Origin of the sequence: Noviherbaspirillum sp. UKPF54 (genome assembly GCF_007874125.1) — a bacterium.
Classification (GTDB): domain Bacteria; phylum Pseudomonadota; class Gammaproteobacteria; order Burkholderiales; family Burkholderiaceae_D; genus Noviherbaspirillum.
In genome coordinates, this window is record NZ_CP040128.1 from 528,015 (window position 1) to 548,764 (window position 20,750).

A 20,750-nucleotide genomic window follows, 5' to 3' on the forward strand; every position below is an offset into this window, starting at 1 on the left:
GGCATGCCTATGTCGCAAGCCGAATCCAACCCGGTGGCACGCTCCTACCTGTTCGTGCCCGGCAACCGCGCCGACCGTTTCGAGAAGGCCTGCGCTGCCGGCGCCGATGCCGTCATCGTCGACCTGGAGGATGCGGTGCCGCCGGACGACAAGGAGGCGGCTCGCGCTGCACTGGCAGCCTGGCTGTCGCCAGCTCGCTCCGTGCTGGTGCGCATCAACGGCGCAGACACGCGCTGGTTTGACGACGACCTGGCCTTGTGCCGACTGCCGGGCGTGGCCGGCATCGTGCTGCCCAAGGCCGGCGCGCCCGGCGAGCTGCTGGAGTTGCATGACGCCGGCGCGAAAGAGATTTATCCGCTGATAGAAACCGCGCACGGCTTTGAGAATGCGCGCGTGCTGGCGGAAGCGCCGGGCGTGCGGCGCCTGATGTTCGGCTCCATCGATTTCAAGCTCGACCTGGGCATCGAGGGCGACGATGACGCGCTGCTGTACTTCCGCTCGCAGCTGGTGCTGGCATCGCGCCTGGCGAGCGCCCAGCCTCCGGTGGACGGCGTGAGCACGGCAATCGACGACGCGGGCGAACTGGAGCGCGACACGCTGCGCGCGCGCCGGCTCGGCTTCGGCGGCAAGCTGTGCATCCATCCGAAGCAGGTCGCGGCGGTGAACAGGTGCTTCAGCCCGTCGGCCGCAGACATCGCCTGGGCGAAACGGATACTGGATGCCAGCGCGGCCAGCGGCGGCGCGGCGGTGGCGGTGGATGGAAAAATGGTCGACCGTCCGGTCATTCTGCGCGCCAGGCAGATAGCGGACGAAGCGGCGCGCAGGCACCCGGCGGATCGGATGCACCCTGGTACATAGTTCAATTCAAAGGAGACAAGGATGAAACTGAATAAATTGCACGCGGCGCTGTTCGCCGCCCTGATCGCCAGCGGCAGCGCCTTCGCGCAAAGCCCGATCGTCATCAAGTTCAGCCACGTGGTGGCAAACGATACGCCCAAGGGCAAGGGCGCCGAACGCTTCAAGGAACTGGCAGAGAAGGCGACCAACGGCCGCGTGAAGGTCGAGGTCTACCCGAACAGCACGCTGTACAAGGACAAGGAAGAGCTGGAAGCGCTGCAGCTGGGGTCGGTCCAGATGCTGGCGCCGTCGCTGGCGAAGTTCGGCCCGCTCGGCGTGAAGGAATTCGAGGTGTTCGATCTGCCGTACATTTTCCCGAGCCGGGAAGTGCTGTACCGCGTCACCGAAGGCCCGATCGGCAAGAGCCTGTTCAAGAAGCTGGAAGCCAAGGGCATCACCGGCCTGGCCTACTGGGACAACGGCTTCAAGGACATGACCGCCAACAAGCCGCTGCGCACGCCGGCCGATTTCCGCGGCCTGAAGATGCGCATCCAGTCGTCCAAGGTGCTCGACGCCCAGTTCCGCGCCCTCGGCGCCAACCCGCAGGTGATGGCGTTCTCCGAGGTGTACCAGGCGCTGCAGACCGGCGTGGTGGACGGCACCGAGAACACGCCGTCGAACATCTACACCCAGAAGATGCATGAAGTGCAGAGCAATATGACCGTGTCGAAGCACGGATATATCGGCTATGCGGTGATCGTCAACAAGAAGTTCTGGGACGGCTTGCCGGCGGACATCCGCACCGCGCTGGAAGGCGCGATGAAGGAAGCGACCAAGTACACCAACGCCATCGCGGAGCAGGAGAACGCGCAGGCGCTGGAAAACATCAAGAAGGCGGGCAAGACGAATGTCTACGTGCTGAACGACAAGGAAAAGGCGGAGTGGCGCAAGGCGCTGCAACCGGTGCACACGCAGATGGCAGGCCGCATCGGCAAGGACTTGATCGACTCGGTCAACAAGGAAGCGGCGGCGCTCGGCTACAAATAATCGCCCAGGGCGGGGGCGGCGCCGTGCTGCCGGCCCCCGACGCTGTCCAGGGAAGGAAACAGGGAAGGAGATGCGCATGCTGCTGTCGCCCGATACGATCGAACTCGTCTGCGACGAAATGCAACTGCTAAACGAGGTGCTGCCGGCCGGCGCGCGCGTGCTCGAGCTGGGCTGCGGCAAGGCTGAAAAGACGCGCGCCATCGCCGAGGGCGGCAAGGTGGAAGCCATCCTGGCGCTCGAAGTCGATGAAGTACAGCACGCGAAGAACCTGCAGATCGCCGGCCTGCCGCGGGTGCGTTTCGCTGCGGGCGGCGCGCAGGCTATCCCGGCGCAGGACGCGAGCTTCGACATCGTGCTGATGTTCAAGTCGCTGCACCACGTGCCGCTGGCGGAGATGGACCGTGCGCTCGACGAAATCCGGCGCGTCCTGAGGCCCGGCGGGCTGGCCTGGCTGTCGGAACCGATTTTCGCCGGCGAATACAACGAGATCATGCGGCTGTTCCATGACGAGGAGCGGGTGCGCAGCGCCGCCTTCGAAGCGGTCCGGCGCGCCGTCGACGACGGCCGCATGGCGCTGGTCAGGCAGATCTTCTTCAAGGCGCCGCTGCGCTTTCGGGACTTCGCGCAATTCGAGCGCGGCGTGCTCAATGTGACTCACACCGCGCACCGGCTGTCGCCGCAGCTGCACGAACAGGTGCGCGAGCGGTTCGAGCGGCACATGACGCCGGACGGCGCCTTCTTTCAGATCCCGATGCGGGTCGACCTGCTGCGCAAGGACGCCTGAGGCCTTGGCCGGACAGGCGCTACTTGTCCTGCTCCCAGCGGCAAATGCAATCGACCAGTTCGCGCGCGTAATGCGGCAGCGTCTCGAGCTGCTGCACTACCACGCTGCGTTCGCGCACCGCCCACGGCTCGTCCAGCTCCACCAGCGCCAGCCGCATTGAACGGCTCAGGCGCTGCGCCGCCGACTGCGGCAGGATGCCGATGCCGACGTCGGCTTCGATCATGCGGCACATCGCTTCGAAGCTGCGCACCTGAATGCGCATTTTGAGCTGTTTGCCGTTTTCGGCCACGATTCGGTTCAGGAAATGCTGCAGCGTGCTTCCCTCGTGCAGGCCGATATGGTCGTATTCCAGCGTGGCGGCAAAAGGAACGTGGCCGGATTGCGCCAGCGGGTGGGCGGGAGAGGTCGCCAGTACCAGCCGGTCGGTGGAGAAATTCAGGATCTGCAGGCCGGGCGACTGGATGTCGCCGGCGACGATGCCGATGTCGGCCGTGCCCTCGTGCACCGCGCGCACGATGTCGTGATTCAGCCTTTCTTCCAGCGCCACATTCACTTGCGGGTGCTTCGCCAGGAAGTCGCCCAGCACTTCCGGCATGAATTCGGTCACGGCGGTGGTGTTGGCGAAGATGCGGATATGGCCCTTGATGCCGTTGTTGTACTGCTGCATGTCGCCTTTCAGCCGCTCCACCTGCTGCATGAATTGCTGCGCATGGACCAGCAGCGTCTCGCCGGCCGGCGCCAGTTGCACGCCCTTGTTCTCGCGATAGAGCAGGCGCACGCCGAAGCGCGCCTCCAGTTCCTTGATGCGGCTGCTGGCCGCCGCCAGTGACAGGTGCAGGCGTTCGGCCGCGCGCGTCATGCTCTTGAGCTCGGCTATGGCGATAAACAGGCGCAGGTCGGTGAGATCGAAAAGCATGATGAGGAAGCATTTCTGAAAAAGGCATTTTACGCCGTTGAACTGTCGCAAGTGGCGCGGCTGCCCATTTCCAAAAACAGGAAGCCACTTCCCGCTTATTGGAATGACCACATTGGCATCAAGGAAAACGATGCCATGGTAAGCATCCGGAAAAGTCGCCCGTATTTTGCATATTTTGTGGCTGGCAAGAAAATTGCTCAGGGGTAGCAATCGTGCTGGTTACCGTGGCAGGGAAGTCATGGCCAAACGCACGCAGGGAGCAAACCAATGAAAATCACCAACCTGAAAATCGGCGTGCGCCTGGGAGCCGGTTTCGGCCTCGTTCTGACCCTCATGGTCGCGCTGGCGCTGACCGGCGTGTCCCGCATGGCGCAGATCCAGCAAAGCCTCGACCGCATCGTCAACGACAACAACGCCAAGATCAAGTCCATCGGCGAGATGCGCCGCGCCGTGCTGTCGATTGCCATCGCCACCCGCAACATGGCGCTCACCGACGATGAGGATCAACTGGCGCGGGAATCGGACAGCATTGCCGACGACCGCGACGAGTATGCCGCGCATATCGAATCGCTGACCGCGCGCCTGGGCGACGAACACGGCAAGGAAGTGCTCGCCAAGATCGAGGCGGCGCGCGCCGAAATCGATCCCCTGACCGACAAGGTGATCGGCCTGTTGCGCGAGAACAAGCGCGCCGAAGCCGCTCCGCTGCTCAGCAATGAAGTGCGCGCGGCGCAGCGCAAGTGGGTCTCTGCCATGGACGAAATGGTGCGCTACCAGGAAAGCCTGGCCGACAAGGCGTTTTCCGCGGCGGAAAAGTCGTACAAAATCGCGCTCATCCTCACGCTGGCCATTACCGGCGTGGCGCTGCTGCTCGGCGCCGGCGGCGCCTGGGTAGTATCGCGCAGCATCACCCGGTCGCTGCACGAAGCGGTCGGCGTTGCGCGCCGGGTGGCCGATGGCGACCTTAGCGCCGAAGTCACCGTCAAATCGAAGGATGAAACCGGCCAGTTGATGCAGGCGCTCAAGGACATGAACGACAGCCTCGTTCGCATCGTCAGCCGGGTGCGCAGCGGCACCGAAACCATGAAGACCGCGTCGGGCGAAATCGCCTCCGGCAACCTCGACCTGTCGTCGCGCACAGAACAGCAGGCCAGCACGCTGCAGGAAACCGCCTCCTCGATGGAGGAGCTGACGGCAACCGTGCGGCAGAATGCCGACAATGCGCAGCAGGCCAATCAGCTCGCCCTGTCCGCGTCAGAAGTCGCGAGCAAGGGCAGTGCGGTGGTGGGGCAGGTCGTCGATACGATGGGTTCGATCAGCGGCTCGGCAAAGAAGATCGAGCAGATCATCAGTGTCATCGACGGCATTGCCTTCCAGACCAATATCCTGGCGCTGAACGCTGCGGTGGAAGCCGCGCGCGCCGGCGAGCAGGGGCGCGGCTTCGCGGTCGTCGCCAGCGAGGTGCGCAGCCTGGCGCAGCGCTCGGCCGCCGCCGCCAAGGAAATCAAGGTGCTGATCACCGATTCGGTCAGTCAGGTCGATGCCGGAACCAGGCTGGTCGACCAGGCCGGCGCCACGATGCATGAAATCCTCGACAGCGTCAGGCATGTGAGCGACATCGTCGGTGAAATCAGCGCCGCCAGCCGCGAGCAGAGCGCCGGCATCGAGCAGGTCAACCTGGCCATCGCGCAGATGGATGAAGCGGTGCAGCAGAACGCGGCGCTGGTGGAGCAGGCCGCCGCCTCGTCGGATGCGATGCAGCACCAGGCCGAAGCCCTGGCGCACGCGGTGAGCGTTTTCCGGTTGGACGGCGCGACGGAGCCGCAACAGGATGAACCGCAGGCAGCGGAAGCCTCATCGCAGGCGGCCCGCATTGTCACGCTGCGCCGGCCCGAGCCGGCACCGATGCTTGCAGCGGCCAACGAGTGACAGGAAGTTCAGGCGGTATGAGGCATGCGCCACGCTAGCGCTGCCGCGGCGGCGCGTCTGGCGAACCGACGACGCATGTGCCGCAGGCGCTGATGGCGCCGGATAAGGCGCAGCCGAATGGACAAGGACGCGGCGTTCCATTCGGCCGGCGGTGCGATTGTAGGGGGCTGGCTCGTCATTCGGATTAATGCGACCAGAGCCGGAGCTCGCCCGTCATGTTCATCTTGCCGTCGATCTTCAAACCGCCGAGGGTCTGGTTGAACGGCACCACGGCCGCCGGATCGCTTTGCGCGTTGATCGACTCGAAACCGAAGTTGCTGAATAGTGTGTCGCTGGGCAGTTTCACCGCGACGTAGTCGGGGCCGCCGTCCGTGCGGTTCTTGACATCGATCCCTATGCCAGTAAACAGTGCGCCGCGCGGGTTCTTGACGACAATATAGTTGGTCTTGCCGTCCTCGCCCTTGAAGCCCAGAGCGACATGACCGTTTGCGCTGGAATCGGTCAGCGACGTCGTATTGAGCCGCAGGTCCATCATGATGCCGATACCGTCCTTGCCGCTCACTTTGGACAGTTCGCCATCGTCCAGCGGGCGCAAACCCTGCGACAGTGCTCCGGCACTGACACATATTCCAGCAATAAAGCTAAGCAATTTCTTGTACATGTCAGGGCTTGAATTTAATGTCCAGATACTGGATCTGTATGTTGCCGATGCGGCTGGCGCCGAGATCGAATGGCGCAGTGCTGTTTCCGAATGAAATATTTCCGATTTCTATGCCGCCTACCGCGGCGCCATTCGGCGCGCGGTCAAGGTCGGGCCAGCCGATGCCGATGTGCAGGCGCGACTTGGTCGGGTCGTTGGGATCGGTTACCGCGTTAATCACGCCCGGTTGTGCGCCGGCATCGGCGATTTGCCAGGGCGAAGAGGTGATGCTGATGCCGTCGCTGCCGACGGCGCCCACCCGAATCCTGCTGAACCTCATTTGCTCGGCAGTCGAATCCGGATTCGTTATATCGTCGCGTCCGCGCGGGCGCACCAGGATTTCGCCGATATCCATGCGCAGGCCGAGGCCGAAGCCGATGCCCTCGCCGGCGCGCGGCGGGAAAAGCTGCAGGCCGCCGCCGTAGAACACCACGTCCTTGAAAACGGTGCTGCCGCCTTCGAAGGTCATGTCATTCGCGTTGACGCCCCAATCGTAGGCGAACTGCCACTTCGCGAGCCCCGCCGAATTTTTCGGAAACATCAGCTCGATCACGTCCGCCAGCCCGGATGCCGTTCTGACGTCCAGGGTATAGGGATCGCCGAAGGGATTGCTGGTGTCGTCCGAACGCGCAAGATAGATATTGCTGATGTACGCGCTGGCTCCTGTGGGTGCGAGATAGGTGATCTTCGCATTGCCCGACATCGAGAAATTGTTCAGGTCGAAGCTGACGCCATCGCCGCCTCGCACGGACGACAGCGCCGCGTCGCTCAACGGTTCCAGGCCGGCTGCGTTCGCCTGGAGGCAGACCAATGTTGCGCACAGTAGCAACGCGCCGGGGGAAGCGCTGCGGGGACGTGGCATGAATCGGCTGGGCTTCATGATCGGGCGCGCCTTGCGTTACCGCCTGAAGGCGTTGGGCGGCGGTGCGCCGTTCGCGGTGCTCAGGGCTGTCAGCCTGTCGCGCCAGTTGAGCCAGAATCCCGTCTGTGCGACAGACGGCGGTTCGGCCATGCCGGACGTCGTCGGGAACTGCACGGCGGTCTTGAGCGCCGAAATCCAGAAGTCGCGGCTGGCGCCATTGACGTCGCCGGCAGTCACGCCAGGAATCGCAGGGCCTGCGATTTTAGAACCCTTGTATTCCACACCATCGATGAGCATCGATCCGCTCAGCGTGTTGATCGTCAGCCCGATGTCGCCCTTGATGCCCTCGAAGCCCATGCGCATGCCGACCACTTCGCGCGTGGCTGCATCCGGCGCGTTCTTGTAGACGAATTCGAAATAGGGATTGGTGATTTGCACCAGGCGCTTGTCTGCCGTGCTGTCCAGGCGGCCGAACTGCAGCACCGGCATGTCGATATAGGACGTGCTCCAGTCGGTGACGCCGTTGGTCGTCTTTGCGCCCAGGTTGATTTTTCCAAAATTCGCGTTCAGCAGGACATCGGCGCCGATGGCGATGCGGGTGCTGTAAAGCGTGTCGCCGTTGGAGACGAAGCTGCTGTTGGTCAGGTCCAGCAAGCCCTGGCCGTAGGTAGCCGACAATTCCTTCTCCGACATCGGCCGGAGCTGTGCCGAGGCCGGACCGGCACCAAGCAGTGCGGCAGTCGCAGTCAAGCATACAAGACCAATTCGGAGCAGGCTCATCATGTTAAGCACCAGGCGCAGTATCTCTACAGAAAGATTTTTAACACTACTGAAAGAAACGCCCCCCGGCTCGCGCAAGGGGGCGTATTCATACTACGAGGTCAGACTCTTGTTTCAGCAACAAGAAGAGATTAGTGACCGAACATCCAGACCTTGGTGCCTTGCAGGTCGAAGTTCTTGATAGCAACGCTACCGAAGGAAGCACCGCCGTTGCCGGTGGTGATCGAGTCAACCGTGATCGACATGGAAGCGGCGCGAGCTTGAGCTTCTTGGCCGGTAACCTTCGGGAAGGCGAACTGAACGACGTCGCCGCCGTTACCTTGTGCGTCAACCGGACGGCCCAGTGCTGCGCTGGTAGCCAGAGCCAGGTTGGTTGCGCCAGCTTGATCCAGGCCGTAGTAGGTGTCTTGCAGAGCGCCGACCACGCCAGCGTTGAACTGAGCAGCGTTCAGCACGTCGATGGTCATGATGAAGGCGCCACGGATACCGATGTTGTTGAACGACACGGAGCCGTTACCTGCTGCGGACTTGTCGGTGTAGGTGAAGGAACCGATGTTGATGTTCAGGTCAGCAGCGATCGACACGCCGTCTTGGCCGCTAACTTGGCTCAGCGCTGCGTCATCGATGGAGGTCATTGCGAAAGCGCCGAAGGAAACTGCGGACAGGGCCAGAGCGATAGCGGATTTCTTGATCAGTTTCATTATGTAGTCTCCAAAATGGTAAAAGAATTTCTTAAAAGTTTTTTATTTCGATGTTGCAAACGCTTGCTCCATGCTCCTTGTGGGTGCTTGCGATTCTTGGCATGTGTTGTCAACATTCCAGATTTCGCCGGCGCTTCGCGTCTTGCGGCTCTTAACATTGAAGCAATATTAAGAGCCTTCATCTTAGGTTATTGTTAAGATCGAACCGAGTGTTTCGCGCTGACCGCTGGGGCCAAAGAATTGGCTTCGAGAGCCAGTGAACCGAGCCGGCACGGTATCCGTCATGGCGAATCACCAGGGAAGTGAGCGGGTGCTTTCGCTGCAACCCAATATCCATGAGGTTCTCTTCGCTTCGTCCGGGATCCGTACGCAATGGCGTGGAACGATTTCTTGAAGCATCAATCGCTTCGTATCCGATATTTGCCGTCCCCGGCAGGCTTGTTTTTCGTTCTTGACGTGTCGGTATCGGCTTTTCGACCGCCGCGGCGACGGCCCCGGTAATTTTGTTTATTTGTCTACCGGCCGGAGGTTCGTGGCGCGGCCCTCGGCTGCCTCGGCTCAAGGGCGGGGCGGTGGAGGTGGCCGGCCGTACCCGGTTCGAGGGGAAATATTACAATTGCCTGCCTATTAGAAACACACCTCTAGGAATTTCCACGTAATCCTTCATGGCATTTATTTCCCAGAATCTACAAGGGCGGCATAATGTGCTGCGAAGTAGCGCTACCTTAATAAGTAATTGATCAAAAAACTCTTTTAACAGGCACGGATAAAAAAATGGTGTTGCGGACGCCGCCGTCCAAATTCAGACCTCCGGCAATGGGTGCGCCATTTATGGCGCGCCAACGCCTGATCGACCGGATCAGGCAGGCCGAGGATGCCAAGCTTATCCTGGTGCAAGCGCCCGCGGGATTCGGCAAGACGACTCTGCTGCGCCATATTTACGATGCTTTCATCGCCGACAGGTGCACCATTGCCTGGTTGACGCTCGATGCCGGGGATAATGACCTGGACCGGTTCATGACCTGCCTTGGTCAGGCGTTTGCGCAAATAAGCCAGATTCCGCCGTCCGGCACGCAAACGCGTCAGAGCGCGGGCGACGACCAGCTTTTCGAGCTGGCGCAGGCCATGGCCGCGACACCGCTGCCATTCATGCTGATGCTGGACGAGTTTGAACACCTGCATAACCCGGCGGCGCTTTCGATTATTCAGCAACTGCTTGAAATGCTCGGTCCGCAGCAAAAAATCGTGATCGGCTCGCGCGAGCTGCCGATGTTAAGCGTGGGCCGTCTGCGCGCTTGCCAGCAGATGCTGGAGATCGACGCCGCGCAACTCAGATTCAGTCTTGAGGAAACCACGCGCTTCTTGTGCGGCAAGCGCAATCTGGGGCTCGACAGCCAGGATGTGGAACGGCTGCAGGAAGTCACCGGCGGGTGGGCGGCGGCATTGTGGCTGTCATCGCTGGCGCTGGAGAGCAACGACAATCCCAAGCAGTACATCCGGACATTTTCCGGCTCCAACACGGTCGTCGCGTCCTACCTTGCCGAGGACGTCCTGTCGCACCGTCCCAAGCCGGTGCAGGATTTCATTCTTCAAACCAGCATTCTTCAGAAGTTTTGCGCCGACAGCTGCAATGCGGTCACGGGACGCGCGGACAGCGGCGTCCTGCTGCAGGAACTGGAGCGCTCCAACATGTTCATGACGGCGCTCGACGAGCAGCACGTCTGGTACAGCTATCACCCGCTTTTTGCCGGTTTTTTGCGCGCCCAGCTCGGCCGGCAATATCCGGGACTCGCATCGTCACTGCACCGGCGCGCCGCGCTCTGGTATGTCGAACAGGAGCGCCCGATTCCCGCGATCGATCACGCCATCGCGTCCGGTGACAAGAAGCTGCTATTCGATTTGCTGAGCGAGACTGCGGAACCCTTGTTCCTGCAAGGACGCGTGCGCCTGCTGGCGCGCTGGCTCGATGCGCTCGACCGTGCCAGCCTGGCGGCCTATCCGAAGCTGATGTCGGTCTACGCATGGGTGCTTATCCATATCAATCGCAGCGAGGAGGCGCTGACGCTGCTGGAGACCGTCACCAACGAAGACGGCGCCTCGCCGATTTCGCATCCGACGTTTCACGTGCTCAGGACCTTCAGCCTGGTCATGCTCGATCGCGTCGAGCAGACGGCGCCGATGTGGGATGATCCGCAGATCCTCGGCAGCGCCGCGCAGGAGCCGCTCTTGCGCAGCATGCTGATGATCGGTTGCGCCTACTACTATGCGACGGCCGGCAGGTACCAGGAAGCGCGCATGCTCCTCGACCAGGCCACGCGCGAGCATTCGGCCGTCGGACCCTTGTTCAGCGTGACGGTGGCCGGGTACATGCATGGCATGCTGGACCTGCGACAAGGACACTTGCGCGCGGCGGGGGCGCGCCTGCGCGCCCTGATCGGCGACGAGTCGCAGGTGCGCGTGCGCGGAACCGCACCGCGCATGCGCGCGATCATGGGTGCCGAGTCCGACGTGCCGAACCGCCGGTATGGCGCCGACGCCGGCTTTGCCAGCATCTACCTGGCGGAAGTGCTGTACGAGATGGATGCGCTGGAAGAAGCCAAGCGCCTGTTGAAACTTTACTTGCCCTTGATCAAGGATGCCGGCATTCCGGATCAGCTCATTGCCAGTCATGTGATTTACGCCCGTATTTTGCGTGCCGAGGGCAACGTGAACGGTGCCCTGCAAATCCTGCTGGAGCTGGAGCAGCTCGGCATGCAGCGCAACCTGCAGCGGATCACCGATGCGGCGCGCCTGGAGCGGGCCAGGGGGGCCGTTCTCGACGGCGATCTGGAAGCGGCGAAGACGATGTTTTCGCTGGTCGGCATTGCGCCCGCCTGGCAGCATCGCGACCTGCAGATGATCGCCGAGGATATCGAAACCCCGCTACTCGGCGCCATGCGCCTGCAAGTGCATGGCGGCCAGGCGGCGGCCACGCTGCCTTTGCTCAAGGAGCACTTGCAGGATGCCCAGGCGCGCGGGCGCGTGCGCTATGCCTTGCGGGTCAAGGCACTCTATGCGCTGGCGCTGCATCTGGCCGGCCAGCGCAATCCCGCATTGCGAACCATCAAGGAAGCCCTGCAGGACGCGCTGGGTGAGGGGTTCGTGCGGGTCTTCAAGGATGAGGGGCCGGCGCTGCTGGCATTGGTGAATGACATGCTCAAGAGCATGAAGGACGCGTCCAGCGTGGAAAACGGCGCGCTGCACTTCTTTGCGGAACGCATCCTGAATTCACTGAAGAACGGCGCATCCGCGCCGGCCTTTCATGGAGGCGACAGCGCGGCCATGGAGCCGCGCCAGCCTCACGGAGCGCTGGAAAGCGAATTGACCGGGCGCGAACTGGATGTGCTGACCCTGCTTGCAAAAGGCTATGGCAACCAGGCCATTGCCGAAAAGCTGTTCGTTTCCGTTACCACGGTCAAAACGCATTTACGTAATATCAATCTCAAATTGGGCGCTCACACCCGTACCGAAGCGATTTCGGTCGCCCGGAAGCTATCCATCATCGCCTGAGCGCTTTTGCAAACGCGTGGTGCTTCGTGGCATCGTGCACCTTGCTTCGTACCCCTCGCTTTCCTCTTCTCAAAGGTATTGGGCAACTTCAAATGAAGTGCCCGAGTACCTCAATAGCGCTTCAATCGCGTACGTTTTTCTGAATTATTTCCACAGGGAATTCTTTTAATTTCCTCTCTGCAATTTTGTGCACTGCTTTCGGCGTAAACCACGCTGGAATTGATACTTCACAAGCAGATATCGTCCGATCGGACGAGTTCGGTAAGTCAATTTCCCTCTTACATTAATGCCACTTCGCAGTTTTGTTGACATTTGACTCACGGATAGAAAACACCCGGAATTGCGAACGACTTAGCGTCACAGGAAGCGTGGCCAGCCAGGCTTCCCGAGATGATCGCGGGACACATCGCGACATCGCAAGGTAGCGACATCAAGGAGAGGACATGAAGGGGATGAAGACATGCTCATGATCATACTGGGCGCCGTAGCCGCGCTCATTGGTGGTTCCGGTGTGTGGTCAAAGCACGAACCCGCCGATCGGCTCCAGGGGCAGATCGATTTGCCGCAAAAGATGGTCGGCGCGGGACCGATCGTGCAAACGGTGAAGGTCGAGCCGTATTCCGAACTGAAATACCGCCATATCGTGCGCCAGGCGTACGACTACAGCTGCGGTTCGGCCGCACTGGTGACGCTCCTGAAATATCACGTCGGCCTGGACGTGACCGAACAGCAGAGCATGGAAGGCATGCTCGAACGCGGCGAAAAAGAAAAGATCGTCGAGCGCCGCGGCTTTTCTCTCCTCGACATGAAGCGCTATGTGGCTTCCCTCGGCGTTGAAAGCGCCGGTTTCCGAGCTGAAGTGAAGGACCTCGAAACGCTGGACCAGCCGGCCATCGTGCCGATCGACTACGCGGGCTTCAAGCATTTCGTGGTGTTTCGCGGCCTGCGCGACGGGTTGGTGTACATCGCCGATCCATCCACAGGCAACTATGTGTTCTCGGTCAGCGACTTCGCCAAGCACTGGGACCGCAACACGCTGTTCATCGTTTACCCGCCCAAGACAAAGCCGGCGGCCGGCCAGCTTGCATTGACCGACAGGGAGCTGGGCGTATTCGACATGGATCGCGTCAAGGACTCTGCAACTCTCCAATCATCGGTGGCAACCACCTACCGCCTGGAGCGCGCAATCAATTCGGGTTTCGGCGGCGTGTACGTTCGCAAGCAGTAATCTCGCGGCCGGAATTCTTGCCTGGCTATTACAACCACTACAAGGGAGTCGTCATGAAAAAATATCCACTTCTTGGGGTCATCGCTGCTGCGCTCTCGCTGCCGGTCCATGCGCAGCAAACCGGGACGGAGGCCAGTGCGGGCGCGCCGGGCACCGCGGCGGCGCGCGAGGCGCTCAAGCAGCAAGAGGGAGACACCGATCAGACCACGCTGCTCAAGCAGACGCTGACGGCGGTAGACAAGCAGTATTCGCTGCTCAAGCGCGGCAAGCTGGCGGCGACCTATGACCTGGGCTACACCTATATCGGCCAGGACAAGATCAATGCCAACTTTTCGAAGGACACCGGCACGCTCACGCTGTTCAATATCGAGAACGACAGCTCGCATACCATCACCAACACGCTCACCGTCGACTACGGCGTGCGCGACAACCTGACCGCCAGCCTGAGCTTGCCGATCATGAGCAAGTATTCGGAAAATCCGTCGTTCAGCGGATTGTCGCATTCGCTCGGCGATATCGGCATTAACGCGCGCTTCCAGCCCTTCGAGGTCCAGCGCAGCAAGCCGCAACTGACCCTGACGGGCGGTGTCCGCCTGCCTACCGGGCGCAGCCCGTTCAAGGTCGATGCCAACCAGGGTGTGGCAACCGGGTCGGGATATACGTCTTTCACCGGCGGCGTCAGCCTGAACCACGTGATCGATCCCGTCGCCCTGTTCGGGAACATCAGTTACACCTACAACCTGCCGGCCAAGCATCTTTCCCAGATCCGCAGCGACGGCAGCATCCTGAAAAAAGTGGCGCCGGGTAACAGCTTCGGCTTCGGCCTCGGTTTCGCATACGCGCTTTCCTACGACATCACGACGTCGTTCTCGATCAGCGAATCGATTTCGTCGCCCACCAAGCTCACCTTTGCCGATGGCACGACCAGCAAGACCAAGCTCCAGACCGGCGGCGTCATGAGCTTCGGTCTCGGCGTGCGCGTATCGCCGAAGACCACGGTCAACCTGACTGCGGGTATCGGCCTGACAGCCGATTCTCCCAACTTCACCCTTGGCTTGAGCCTGCCAGTGGAATTCTGACCGGAAGCGACTGCGATGGATCACACCTTCACACGGCGAAATACGCGCCCCCGGGCGCGAACCGGGCTGGCACTGGCGGCGGTTTCCTTTCTGAGTGCCGGCATGCCGCTGGCCGCACATGCTGCATTGAATGAAAACCTATTAACCAGCGCGACGGCTATGTCCTTGGGCAATGCCGTTACTGCCGACCCGCCGGGGATCGAATCGATCCATTTCAATCCGGCCGGCCTGGCGCGTGTGAAGGGCGACAAGGAGTTCCATAACATATTTCTGGCGAGCCTCAAGACCACGGCAAAGTTCCATCAGCCGGACGACTTCGACATTGGGGGTTTCAAGAATGACCCGCTGAACGGCACTACCGGCGGACCGACGCGGCTCAACCTGTACGTTCCGGGATACGGGCTGCCCGGCTGGCGCTTGCCGGCCGCCGCCGCGGCCACGATGGGCTTTTCATTCAACAATGACGGTTCCCCGTTCACATTCGGAACGCTGACGTATCCGCAATCGGTCTTCTCCGTCGATCACACCAAGGATCCGAACGATCCGATGCGGTACGACGGCAGGAAGATGCTGATGCAGCGGCTGGCACTGCTGTCGCCGGCGGTAGGCTTTCAGGTGTCCGACACGCTGAGCATCGGCGCATCCGTGCCGATATCGCACCAGGCCATGGTGATTAATACGGACGTGCGCATGCCGAACAAATTGTTGGGCATTATCGGCAAGCTGCAGCAAGGCTGGTGCAGTGACAGCGGCAATCCGGTCGACACCTTTGCCTTCGGTTTGTGCGGCGGCGGCCCGGAAGGACGGATCAATCCGTTCAAGCGGGTGGCGAACATCAATGTCGACATGACCGCGCCGATCGACCCCACCATTAACCTCGGCGTGCTATGGGAGCCGAAGGACTGGTTCGCGATGGGCGTGGTTTACCAGGGGGGCTCGAAGGCCGTGCATACGGGCACGTACGAGATCCGCACCGACCCGATGATGCGCAAATTCGTCGAGGGGATGTATGCCAGCCTGCTGGGGCCGATTGCCGCCGCGGTAACTGGCATGCCGACCTCGATCCCGGAGGTGCAGAAAGGGAATGTGACCGCAACCGTCCCATTTCCATCCCACTGGCAGGTCGGTTTCAAATTCAAGCCGGTCAAGCGCGTGCAGTTCAACGTGGACGCGAACTACTCCAAGTGGAACGAGTGGGACAACCTGACCCTCCAGTTCGACCAGAGCATCAAGCTGCTGGAAGCCGGCCGCATCCTGGGTATCACGGACCCGAGCAAGTTCACGATGAATACCGGCTTTCGCAGCGTCGTGCACTGGGGTTTCGGGCTGCAGGTGCAGGCGACCAAGAAGCTGACGCTGCGCTTCGGCTACGAGCCGCGCAAGAGTTCTATCCCTGCCGACAAAATTTCCCTGATGACGCTTCTTCCGGATACCAAGCTCTACGGTATGGGATTCAATCTCAAGATCGACCGGGATACCGAGATTAACGTCGCTGCCAGCTACCTCAAGGGAGATTTCAATGCGCCGGCCAACTCGAGCTGCAATCTGAACTGCGACAAATTTTTCAACGCGGTCTACAACCCCTACGCGGGGATGGATGTTTCAGGCGGCATTCGCGTGAAATACCTTGGCTTCAATTTCACCAAACGCTTCTGACGAGCCGATGCTTCATCGGGATTTGTTTTGATTTTATAGAGGAGTACTGCCCATGTTCAAATCAGCTATTGCAGTTGTCGTGATCGCAGCCAGCGCCGCTGTAGCGTATGCAGCCGAACCCGCCAAGGCAGCGCCATCCGCGGCCAAGCTGGAGCTCGCCAAGCGCGTCGCCCAGTTGGCGCATTCCGACTCGGTCGCGCACGCAATGCTTCTGCGCCCTGTGGCCGACGCCATGCAGCAGGCGAATGCCGTGCTCCAGGGACGTGTCGCTGCGAGCAAGCAGGATGCTGCGCTGAAGGATATCAGTGCCGACGCGAAGAAATTCGTCGACGAAAACAGCCCGATCGTTCAGAAAAGCGCGGAAAAATTCATTCCGGTGACGGTAGTGCCTTTGCTGGCCGAACGGTTCACCGAAGACGAACTGCGTCAGATTATCGCCATGCTGGAGTCGCCATTGAAGAAAAAATACGAGGCGCTGCTGCCCGAGATGGAAAAAGAATTGGGGCAGAAGGTCGCCAGCGACGTCGGCCCGACGATCGATCCCAAGCTGACGGATCTGAAGCAGCGCATCGGCCTGCGTCTGCGCACCGCTGCCATGCCCTGAGCGGTGTTGGAAGCGCTGCAGGTCATGAAGGGTAGCGAAACCGCGTTGGACAGCGAATGCATCTTTGGTGAGGGGACAACATGAGGTACTCGTCAGCGATAGATCTGGTATACAGCATCAAGGCCCGCCTGGCCGAGCGTCATTTCGAGGTTGACGCTTTGTTCAGGCAGGCGGGGCTTGCCGACGGCGAATGCATTGCCGACGACGCTTTGACACTGTCCGACAAGCTGAGCCACTTGTGGGAGTTGGTCATGCATGCGTCCGATGACGCCCTGATCGGATTGAAAGTGTCGTCGCCGCAGCCGCTGGACCGCTCCGGGCTGATGGGCCATATCCTGCGGGCGTCGCCGGACGTCAGGTCGGCGATCGAAAACCTGGTGCGCTACACGCCGCTGGTATCGCCCGCCATACAGAGCACGATTGAACATGTGTCCGGCCGCGTTCGGGTCGGCCTGTACCTGCAGGGACGCCAGCGCAACTCGCCCCAGCAGTACTACGACTTCGTCTGGTGCATGGTACTGCGCACCATACAATGCGCGGCGGCGCGCAGCGACTTGAAACCGGCGCTGGTGACCTACGCCTTTCCGAAACCCGAGCAGCCGCAAATCGCGCAAGCTTATGCGGAGGCGTTTGGATGCCCGGTGCGCTTCGACATGCCGGCCAACGCGATGGAATTCGACAATGCCGACCTGGCGGCGCCGATTACCACCGCGCGCCCGATGGCGGCGGATTGGGCGCTGAACATGCTGGCGGAACTGGCGCAGTCGCAGCGCGACTGGACGCGCCGCATGCTGGCGAAAATGGACCAGACGCAGCGCGCCGGACCGAGCGTCAGTTTCAGCTCCAGGGTGCAGCAGCTGCTTACGGGGATGCTGCCCAAGGGCGAGCCCTTGCGCGAGGACGTGGCCAAGCAGTTGAGGATGAGCGAGCGCACCTTGCAGCGGCGGCTGGCGGAGGAGGGCACGAACTTCACCAAGCTGGTGGACGATACCCGGCGCGAGCTGGCGCATCAATACCTCAGCAAGGGCGAGCTGTCGTTGAAGAAGATGAGCTTCCAGCTCGGGTTCTCCGAGCCGAGCGCGTTCTGTCGGGCCTGCAAGCGCTGGTTCGGGCGTTCGCCGAAGCAGTTGCAGCAGGGCGCGGCCCTGTTCGAGGGCGGGGAAGCATGCTCGCCGCGCGACGCCGTCAACGCCAGCGGCCGCAACGACTCCGAAGTGTATGCAGCCTGGTCCGAATAAGCGCGGACCGGCTTCACCGACTCAGGTTAGACAAAGGATTGCCATGCCAGCATTGCTGTTTCGCACGCGCTTTTTGTTGACGATGGCCGCCGGCCTGGCGCCGGCGCTGGGAAGCGTGGCGAGCGCGCAGGATAGCGCGCCGCAAACGGCTCAGACAGCCCAGACGTCGGCGCAAAATTTCGCAGCCGCCATTGCCCTCGCCACCTCGGAAGCGGTGGTCGCCCGACTGTCTCCTTCCGCCCTCAAACCGTACGAGTACCTGGTCAAGGATGCCAGGGAAATGAAGGGCTTTTTCACCTTGTATCAGAAGGATGAAAAAGTCTGGATGGAGATCAGGCCGGAGCAGTTGGAAAAACCGTTCTTCTTTTCGGTCAACGTTTCCAACGGCATCGGTGAGCGTCGCCTGTACGGCAGCCAAATGCTTGGCAGCCACATGGCTGAATTCAAGCGGGTGGGCAACCATATTCAACTGGTCGCCAAGAACACCAAATTCACCGCGCAAGCCGGCACGCCCCAGGAAATCGCGGTCAAGCAAGCATTTTCCGACAGCCTGCTGGCCAGCGTGCCGGTGGCCAGCACGCCGCACCACCAGACCAAGGCGATCCTGATCGACGCCAGCGCGCTGCTGTTCGGCGACATCCCCGGCTATGCGACCCAGCTCGATGCGGCGTATCACCAGCCGTATATGATCGATCCGGCCAACAGCAGCTTTGGCAAGGTGCGCGTGGACGAATCCCTTGCCGGATTCCAGGTCAATGCGCATTTCTTCGTGCCGAAAATAGCGGCACCGACGGCCGCGCAGAATGGAGCGATGCAGCCTAGCCTGCCAAGCACGACGCCGGACCCGCGCAGTTTCTTCATCGGCTTCTACTACAGTTTCGCGCCGCTGCCGGCCGAGCCCATGCATGCCCGCGTGGCCGACGACCGGATCGGCCATACGGTGACCACGCGCTACGATTTTTCCGACGACGTCACGATGAAGACGGCGGTGCATTACGTGAATCGCTGGCGCCTGGAAAAGGCCGCCCCGAAGGCCGAATTGTCCCCGCCGAAGCAGCCGATCGTCTATTGGCTCGACAAGAACATCCCCGAGAAGTACCGCAAGTCGGTCGCCGAAGGCGTGCTCGAATGGAACAAGGCATTCGAGCGGATCGGCTTCAAGAATGCGATCGTCGTCAAGCAGCAGACCGAGAAGGACGACTTCGACACGCTCGACGCGCGCCATGCATCGATACGCTGGTTCATCGGCGCCGACGCCGGCTTTGCGATCGGCCCGTCGCAGGTCGATCCGCGCAGCGGAGAAATCCTGGACGCCGACATCGGCATGTCCGACGTCTATGCGCGCGGCGCGCGGCGCATGATCAATGAAAATATCGGTCACCCGTTGACGCTCAGCCCCACGCATTGCGACTTCGCGCACGAAGCGGCCCATGAAATGGGATTCGCGCTCGGCTTGCTACAGGCGCGCGGCGAAGTCGAAATGGGCACACACGAAGCCGACGTGCTGGCACAGGCATACGTCAAGCAGGTGGTCATGCACGAGGTCGGCCATACGCTCGGATTGCGCCACAATTTCAGGTCGTCCACGGCTTACAGCCTGAGCCAGATCCAGGACCCGGAATTCACCCGCAAGAACGGCATGGCGGGTTCGATCATGGATTACACGCCTTTCAATATCGCAGCCAAAGGCGAAAGGCAAGGCGAGTATGCGATGTCGACGCTGGGGCCGTACGATTACTGGGCGATCGAATATGCGTACAAGCCCATCGATGGCGCGCGGGAAAAACAGGAGCTGGAAAAGATCGCCGCGCGCTCCAACGAACCGCAACTGGCCTACGGCACCGACGAGGACGCGGGAGGGAGCGTGGCCGACCCGGAGGTGAACGTGTTTGACCTCGGCAGCGACCCGCTGGCGTATTTCAGGAAGCGCCTGGTCCTGTCGCGCGAACTCTGGTCGCGCCTGCAGGCGCGGCAGCTGAAACCGGGCGAGAGCTACGAGAGCCTGCGCAACAGCTTCGACTATGGATTCACGCAGTTCGCCAGCACGGTGCCGGTGGCCGTCAAATATATCGGCGGCGAGAAGTTCGTGCGCGATCATGCCGGCACGCCGCGCGCGACCTTTACCCCGGTGTCCGCGGAAAGCCAGCGCGAGGCGCTGGCGCTGATCAACGACAGCTTGTTCAACGTGGACAGCTTCAAGTTCCCGCCCGACCTGATCAGCCGGCTTGGCGTCGACCATTTCGATCCGGCATACAGCCGGGACATTTCGGTTGCCAGCCGCGTGCTGGCGGTGCAGGTCGCGGCGCTCGACCAGCTGATGTCCGATCCGGTCGCCTCACGGCTGCTGGATGCGCAGGAAAAGGTCGTCGATGGCAAGAAGCTGCTGTCGCTGAGCGAGCTCTACGACGCGTTGCAAGACGCCATCTGGAGCGAGCTCAAGAGCGGCAAGGAGATTCCGCGCCTGCGCCGCAATCTCCAGCGCGAGCATCTCAAGCGCGTTGCCGGCGCGCTGTTGCGGCCCGGCGTGCTGGCCGAGGTGCGCAGCTTGCAACGCGAAAACGCGATTCGACTGCAGGGGAAAATCCACGCCGCGCTCAACAAGCCGATGAGCAGGGAAGCCAGGGCGCATCTGAACGAAAGCCTCAATACCCTGGACGACGCGTTGAAGGCGCCGTTGTTGCGCGCCAATGTGTAGCAAGGCGGCCGTTAAATAAGAACGATAAGAAAGCTGGGGCAGCGGCGCTGTCCCAGCTTTTCATTTTCAAGATCAGGTTTGTTTTATCGTCGATGCATGCGGCACCGGCGCAAGCGCGGCTTGCAGCGGCAATGATGAAACGGCG

At 61.4% G+C, this 20,750-nt stretch carries 16 protein-coding genes; 11 read left to right on the forward strand and 5 right to left on the reverse strand.

Annotation, left to right across the window (positions count from 1 at the left end):
* Positions 1 to 3: 3 nt before the first annotated feature.
* From FAY22_RS02490 to FAY22_RS02500, 3 genes are all read left to right on the forward strand, one after another.
* Complete coding sequence (locus FAY22_RS02490; protein ID WP_371417341.1) at positions 4 to 858, forward strand: CoA ester lyase; 855 nt, start codon at positions 4 to 6, stop codon at positions 856 to 858.
* 21 nt (positions 859 to 879) lie between these two features.
* The gene (locus FAY22_RS02495; protein ID WP_146328763.1) at positions 880 to 1,884 is read left to right on the forward strand and encodes a TRAP transporter substrate-binding protein; all 1,005 of its coding nucleotides are present in this window, start codon (positions 880 to 882) and stop codon (positions 1,882 to 1,884) included.
* A 76-nt stretch (positions 1,885 to 1,960) separates the two neighbouring features.
* On the forward strand, positions 1,961 to 2,668 hold the full coding sequence (locus tag FAY22_RS02500) for a class I SAM-dependent methyltransferase (RefSeq protein ID WP_146328764.1): 708 nt from the start codon (positions 1,961 to 1,963) through the stop codon (positions 2,666 to 2,668).
* Between the two features lie 19 nt (positions 2,669 to 2,687).
* Here FAY22_RS02500 and FAY22_RS02505 read toward each other — a convergent pair whose 3' ends face one another.
* A complete protein-coding gene (locus tag FAY22_RS02505; protein WP_146328765.1) occupies positions 2,688 to 3,584 on the reverse strand; it encodes a LysR family transcriptional regulator in 897 nt (298 codons plus the stop codon).
* A gap of 267 nt (positions 3,585 to 3,851) precedes the next feature.
* Here FAY22_RS02505 and FAY22_RS22570 point away from each other — a divergent pair, with 267 nt between their 5' ends.
* On the forward strand, positions 3,852 to 5,513 hold the full coding sequence (locus FAY22_RS22570) for a methyl-accepting chemotaxis protein (protein ID WP_146328766.1): 1,662 nt from the start codon (positions 3,852 to 3,854) through the stop codon (positions 5,511 to 5,513).
* 184 nt (positions 5,514 to 5,697) lie between these two features.
* On the opposite strand, the gene FAY22_RS02515 is transcribed toward FAY22_RS22570, so the two are convergent.
* From FAY22_RS02515 to FAY22_RS02530, 4 genes are all read right to left on the reverse strand, one after another.
* Complete coding sequence (locus FAY22_RS02515) at positions 5,698 to 6,174, reverse strand: hypothetical protein (RefSeq protein ID WP_146328767.1); 477 nt, start codon at positions 6,172 to 6,174, stop codon at positions 5,698 to 5,700.
* Position 6,175: 1 nt separating this feature from the next.
* Complete coding sequence (locus FAY22_RS02520; RefSeq protein WP_246860631.1) at positions 6,176 to 7,093, reverse strand: hypothetical protein; 918 nt, start codon at positions 7,091 to 7,093, stop codon at positions 6,176 to 6,178.
* Positions 7,094 to 7,111: 18 nt separating this feature from the next.
* Positions 7,112 to 7,753, reverse strand: coding sequence for a hypothetical protein (locus FAY22_RS02525; protein ID WP_246860632.1), 642 nt, complete (start codon positions 7,751 to 7,753; stop codon positions 7,112 to 7,114).
* 233 nt (positions 7,754 to 7,986) lie between these two features.
* A complete protein-coding gene (locus tag FAY22_RS02530) occupies positions 7,987 to 8,556 on the reverse strand; it encodes a DUF6160 family protein (RefSeq protein ID WP_146328769.1) in 570 nt (189 codons plus the stop codon).
* 831 nt (positions 8,557 to 9,387) lie between these two features.
* Here FAY22_RS02530 and FAY22_RS22575 point away from each other — a divergent pair.
* The 7 genes from FAY22_RS22575 to FAY22_RS02565 all read left to right on the forward strand — a co-directional run bounded on the left by FAY22_RS22575 (position 9,388) and on the right by FAY22_RS02565 (position 20,605).
* Complete coding sequence (locus tag FAY22_RS22575) at positions 9,388 to 12,105, forward strand: LuxR C-terminal-related transcriptional regulator (RefSeq protein WP_168204742.1); 2,718 nt, start codon at positions 9,388 to 9,390, stop codon at positions 12,103 to 12,105.
* Positions 12,106 to 12,565: 460 nt separating this feature from the next.
* Positions 12,566 to 13,333, forward strand: a complete 768-nt coding sequence (locus FAY22_RS02540) for a C39 family peptidase (RefSeq protein WP_146328771.1) — start codon at positions 12,566 to 12,568, stop codon at positions 13,331 to 13,333.
* A 53-nt stretch (positions 13,334 to 13,386) separates the two neighbouring features.
* Entirely contained in the window at positions 13,387 to 14,412 is a 1,026-nt protein-coding gene (locus tag FAY22_RS02545) for a transporter (RefSeq protein ID WP_146328772.1), read from the forward strand.
* A gap of 15 nt (positions 14,413 to 14,427) precedes the next feature.
* A complete protein-coding gene (locus tag FAY22_RS02550) occupies positions 14,428 to 16,068 on the forward strand; it encodes an OmpP1/FadL family transporter (protein ID WP_246860633.1) in 1,641 nt (546 codons plus the stop codon).
* 52 nt (positions 16,069 to 16,120) lie between these two features.
* Complete coding sequence (locus tag FAY22_RS02555) at positions 16,121 to 16,672, forward strand: DUF2059 domain-containing protein (RefSeq protein ID WP_146328773.1); 552 nt, start codon at positions 16,121 to 16,123, stop codon at positions 16,670 to 16,672.
* 80 nt (positions 16,673 to 16,752) lie between these two features.
* Positions 16,753 to 17,910 (forward strand): AraC family transcriptional regulator, encoded by a 1,158-nt coding sequence (locus tag FAY22_RS02560; protein WP_146328774.1) that lies wholly within the window; start codon positions 16,753 to 16,755, stop codon positions 17,908 to 17,910.
* A gap of 43 nt (positions 17,911 to 17,953) precedes the next feature.
* Positions 17,954 to 20,605: a zinc-dependent metalloprotease gene (locus FAY22_RS02565; RefSeq protein WP_246860634.1), complete on the forward strand. Its 2,652-nt coding sequence runs from the start codon at positions 17,954 to 17,956 to the stop codon at positions 20,603 to 20,605.
* The last annotated feature ends 145 nt before the right edge of the window (positions 20,606 to 20,750 follow it).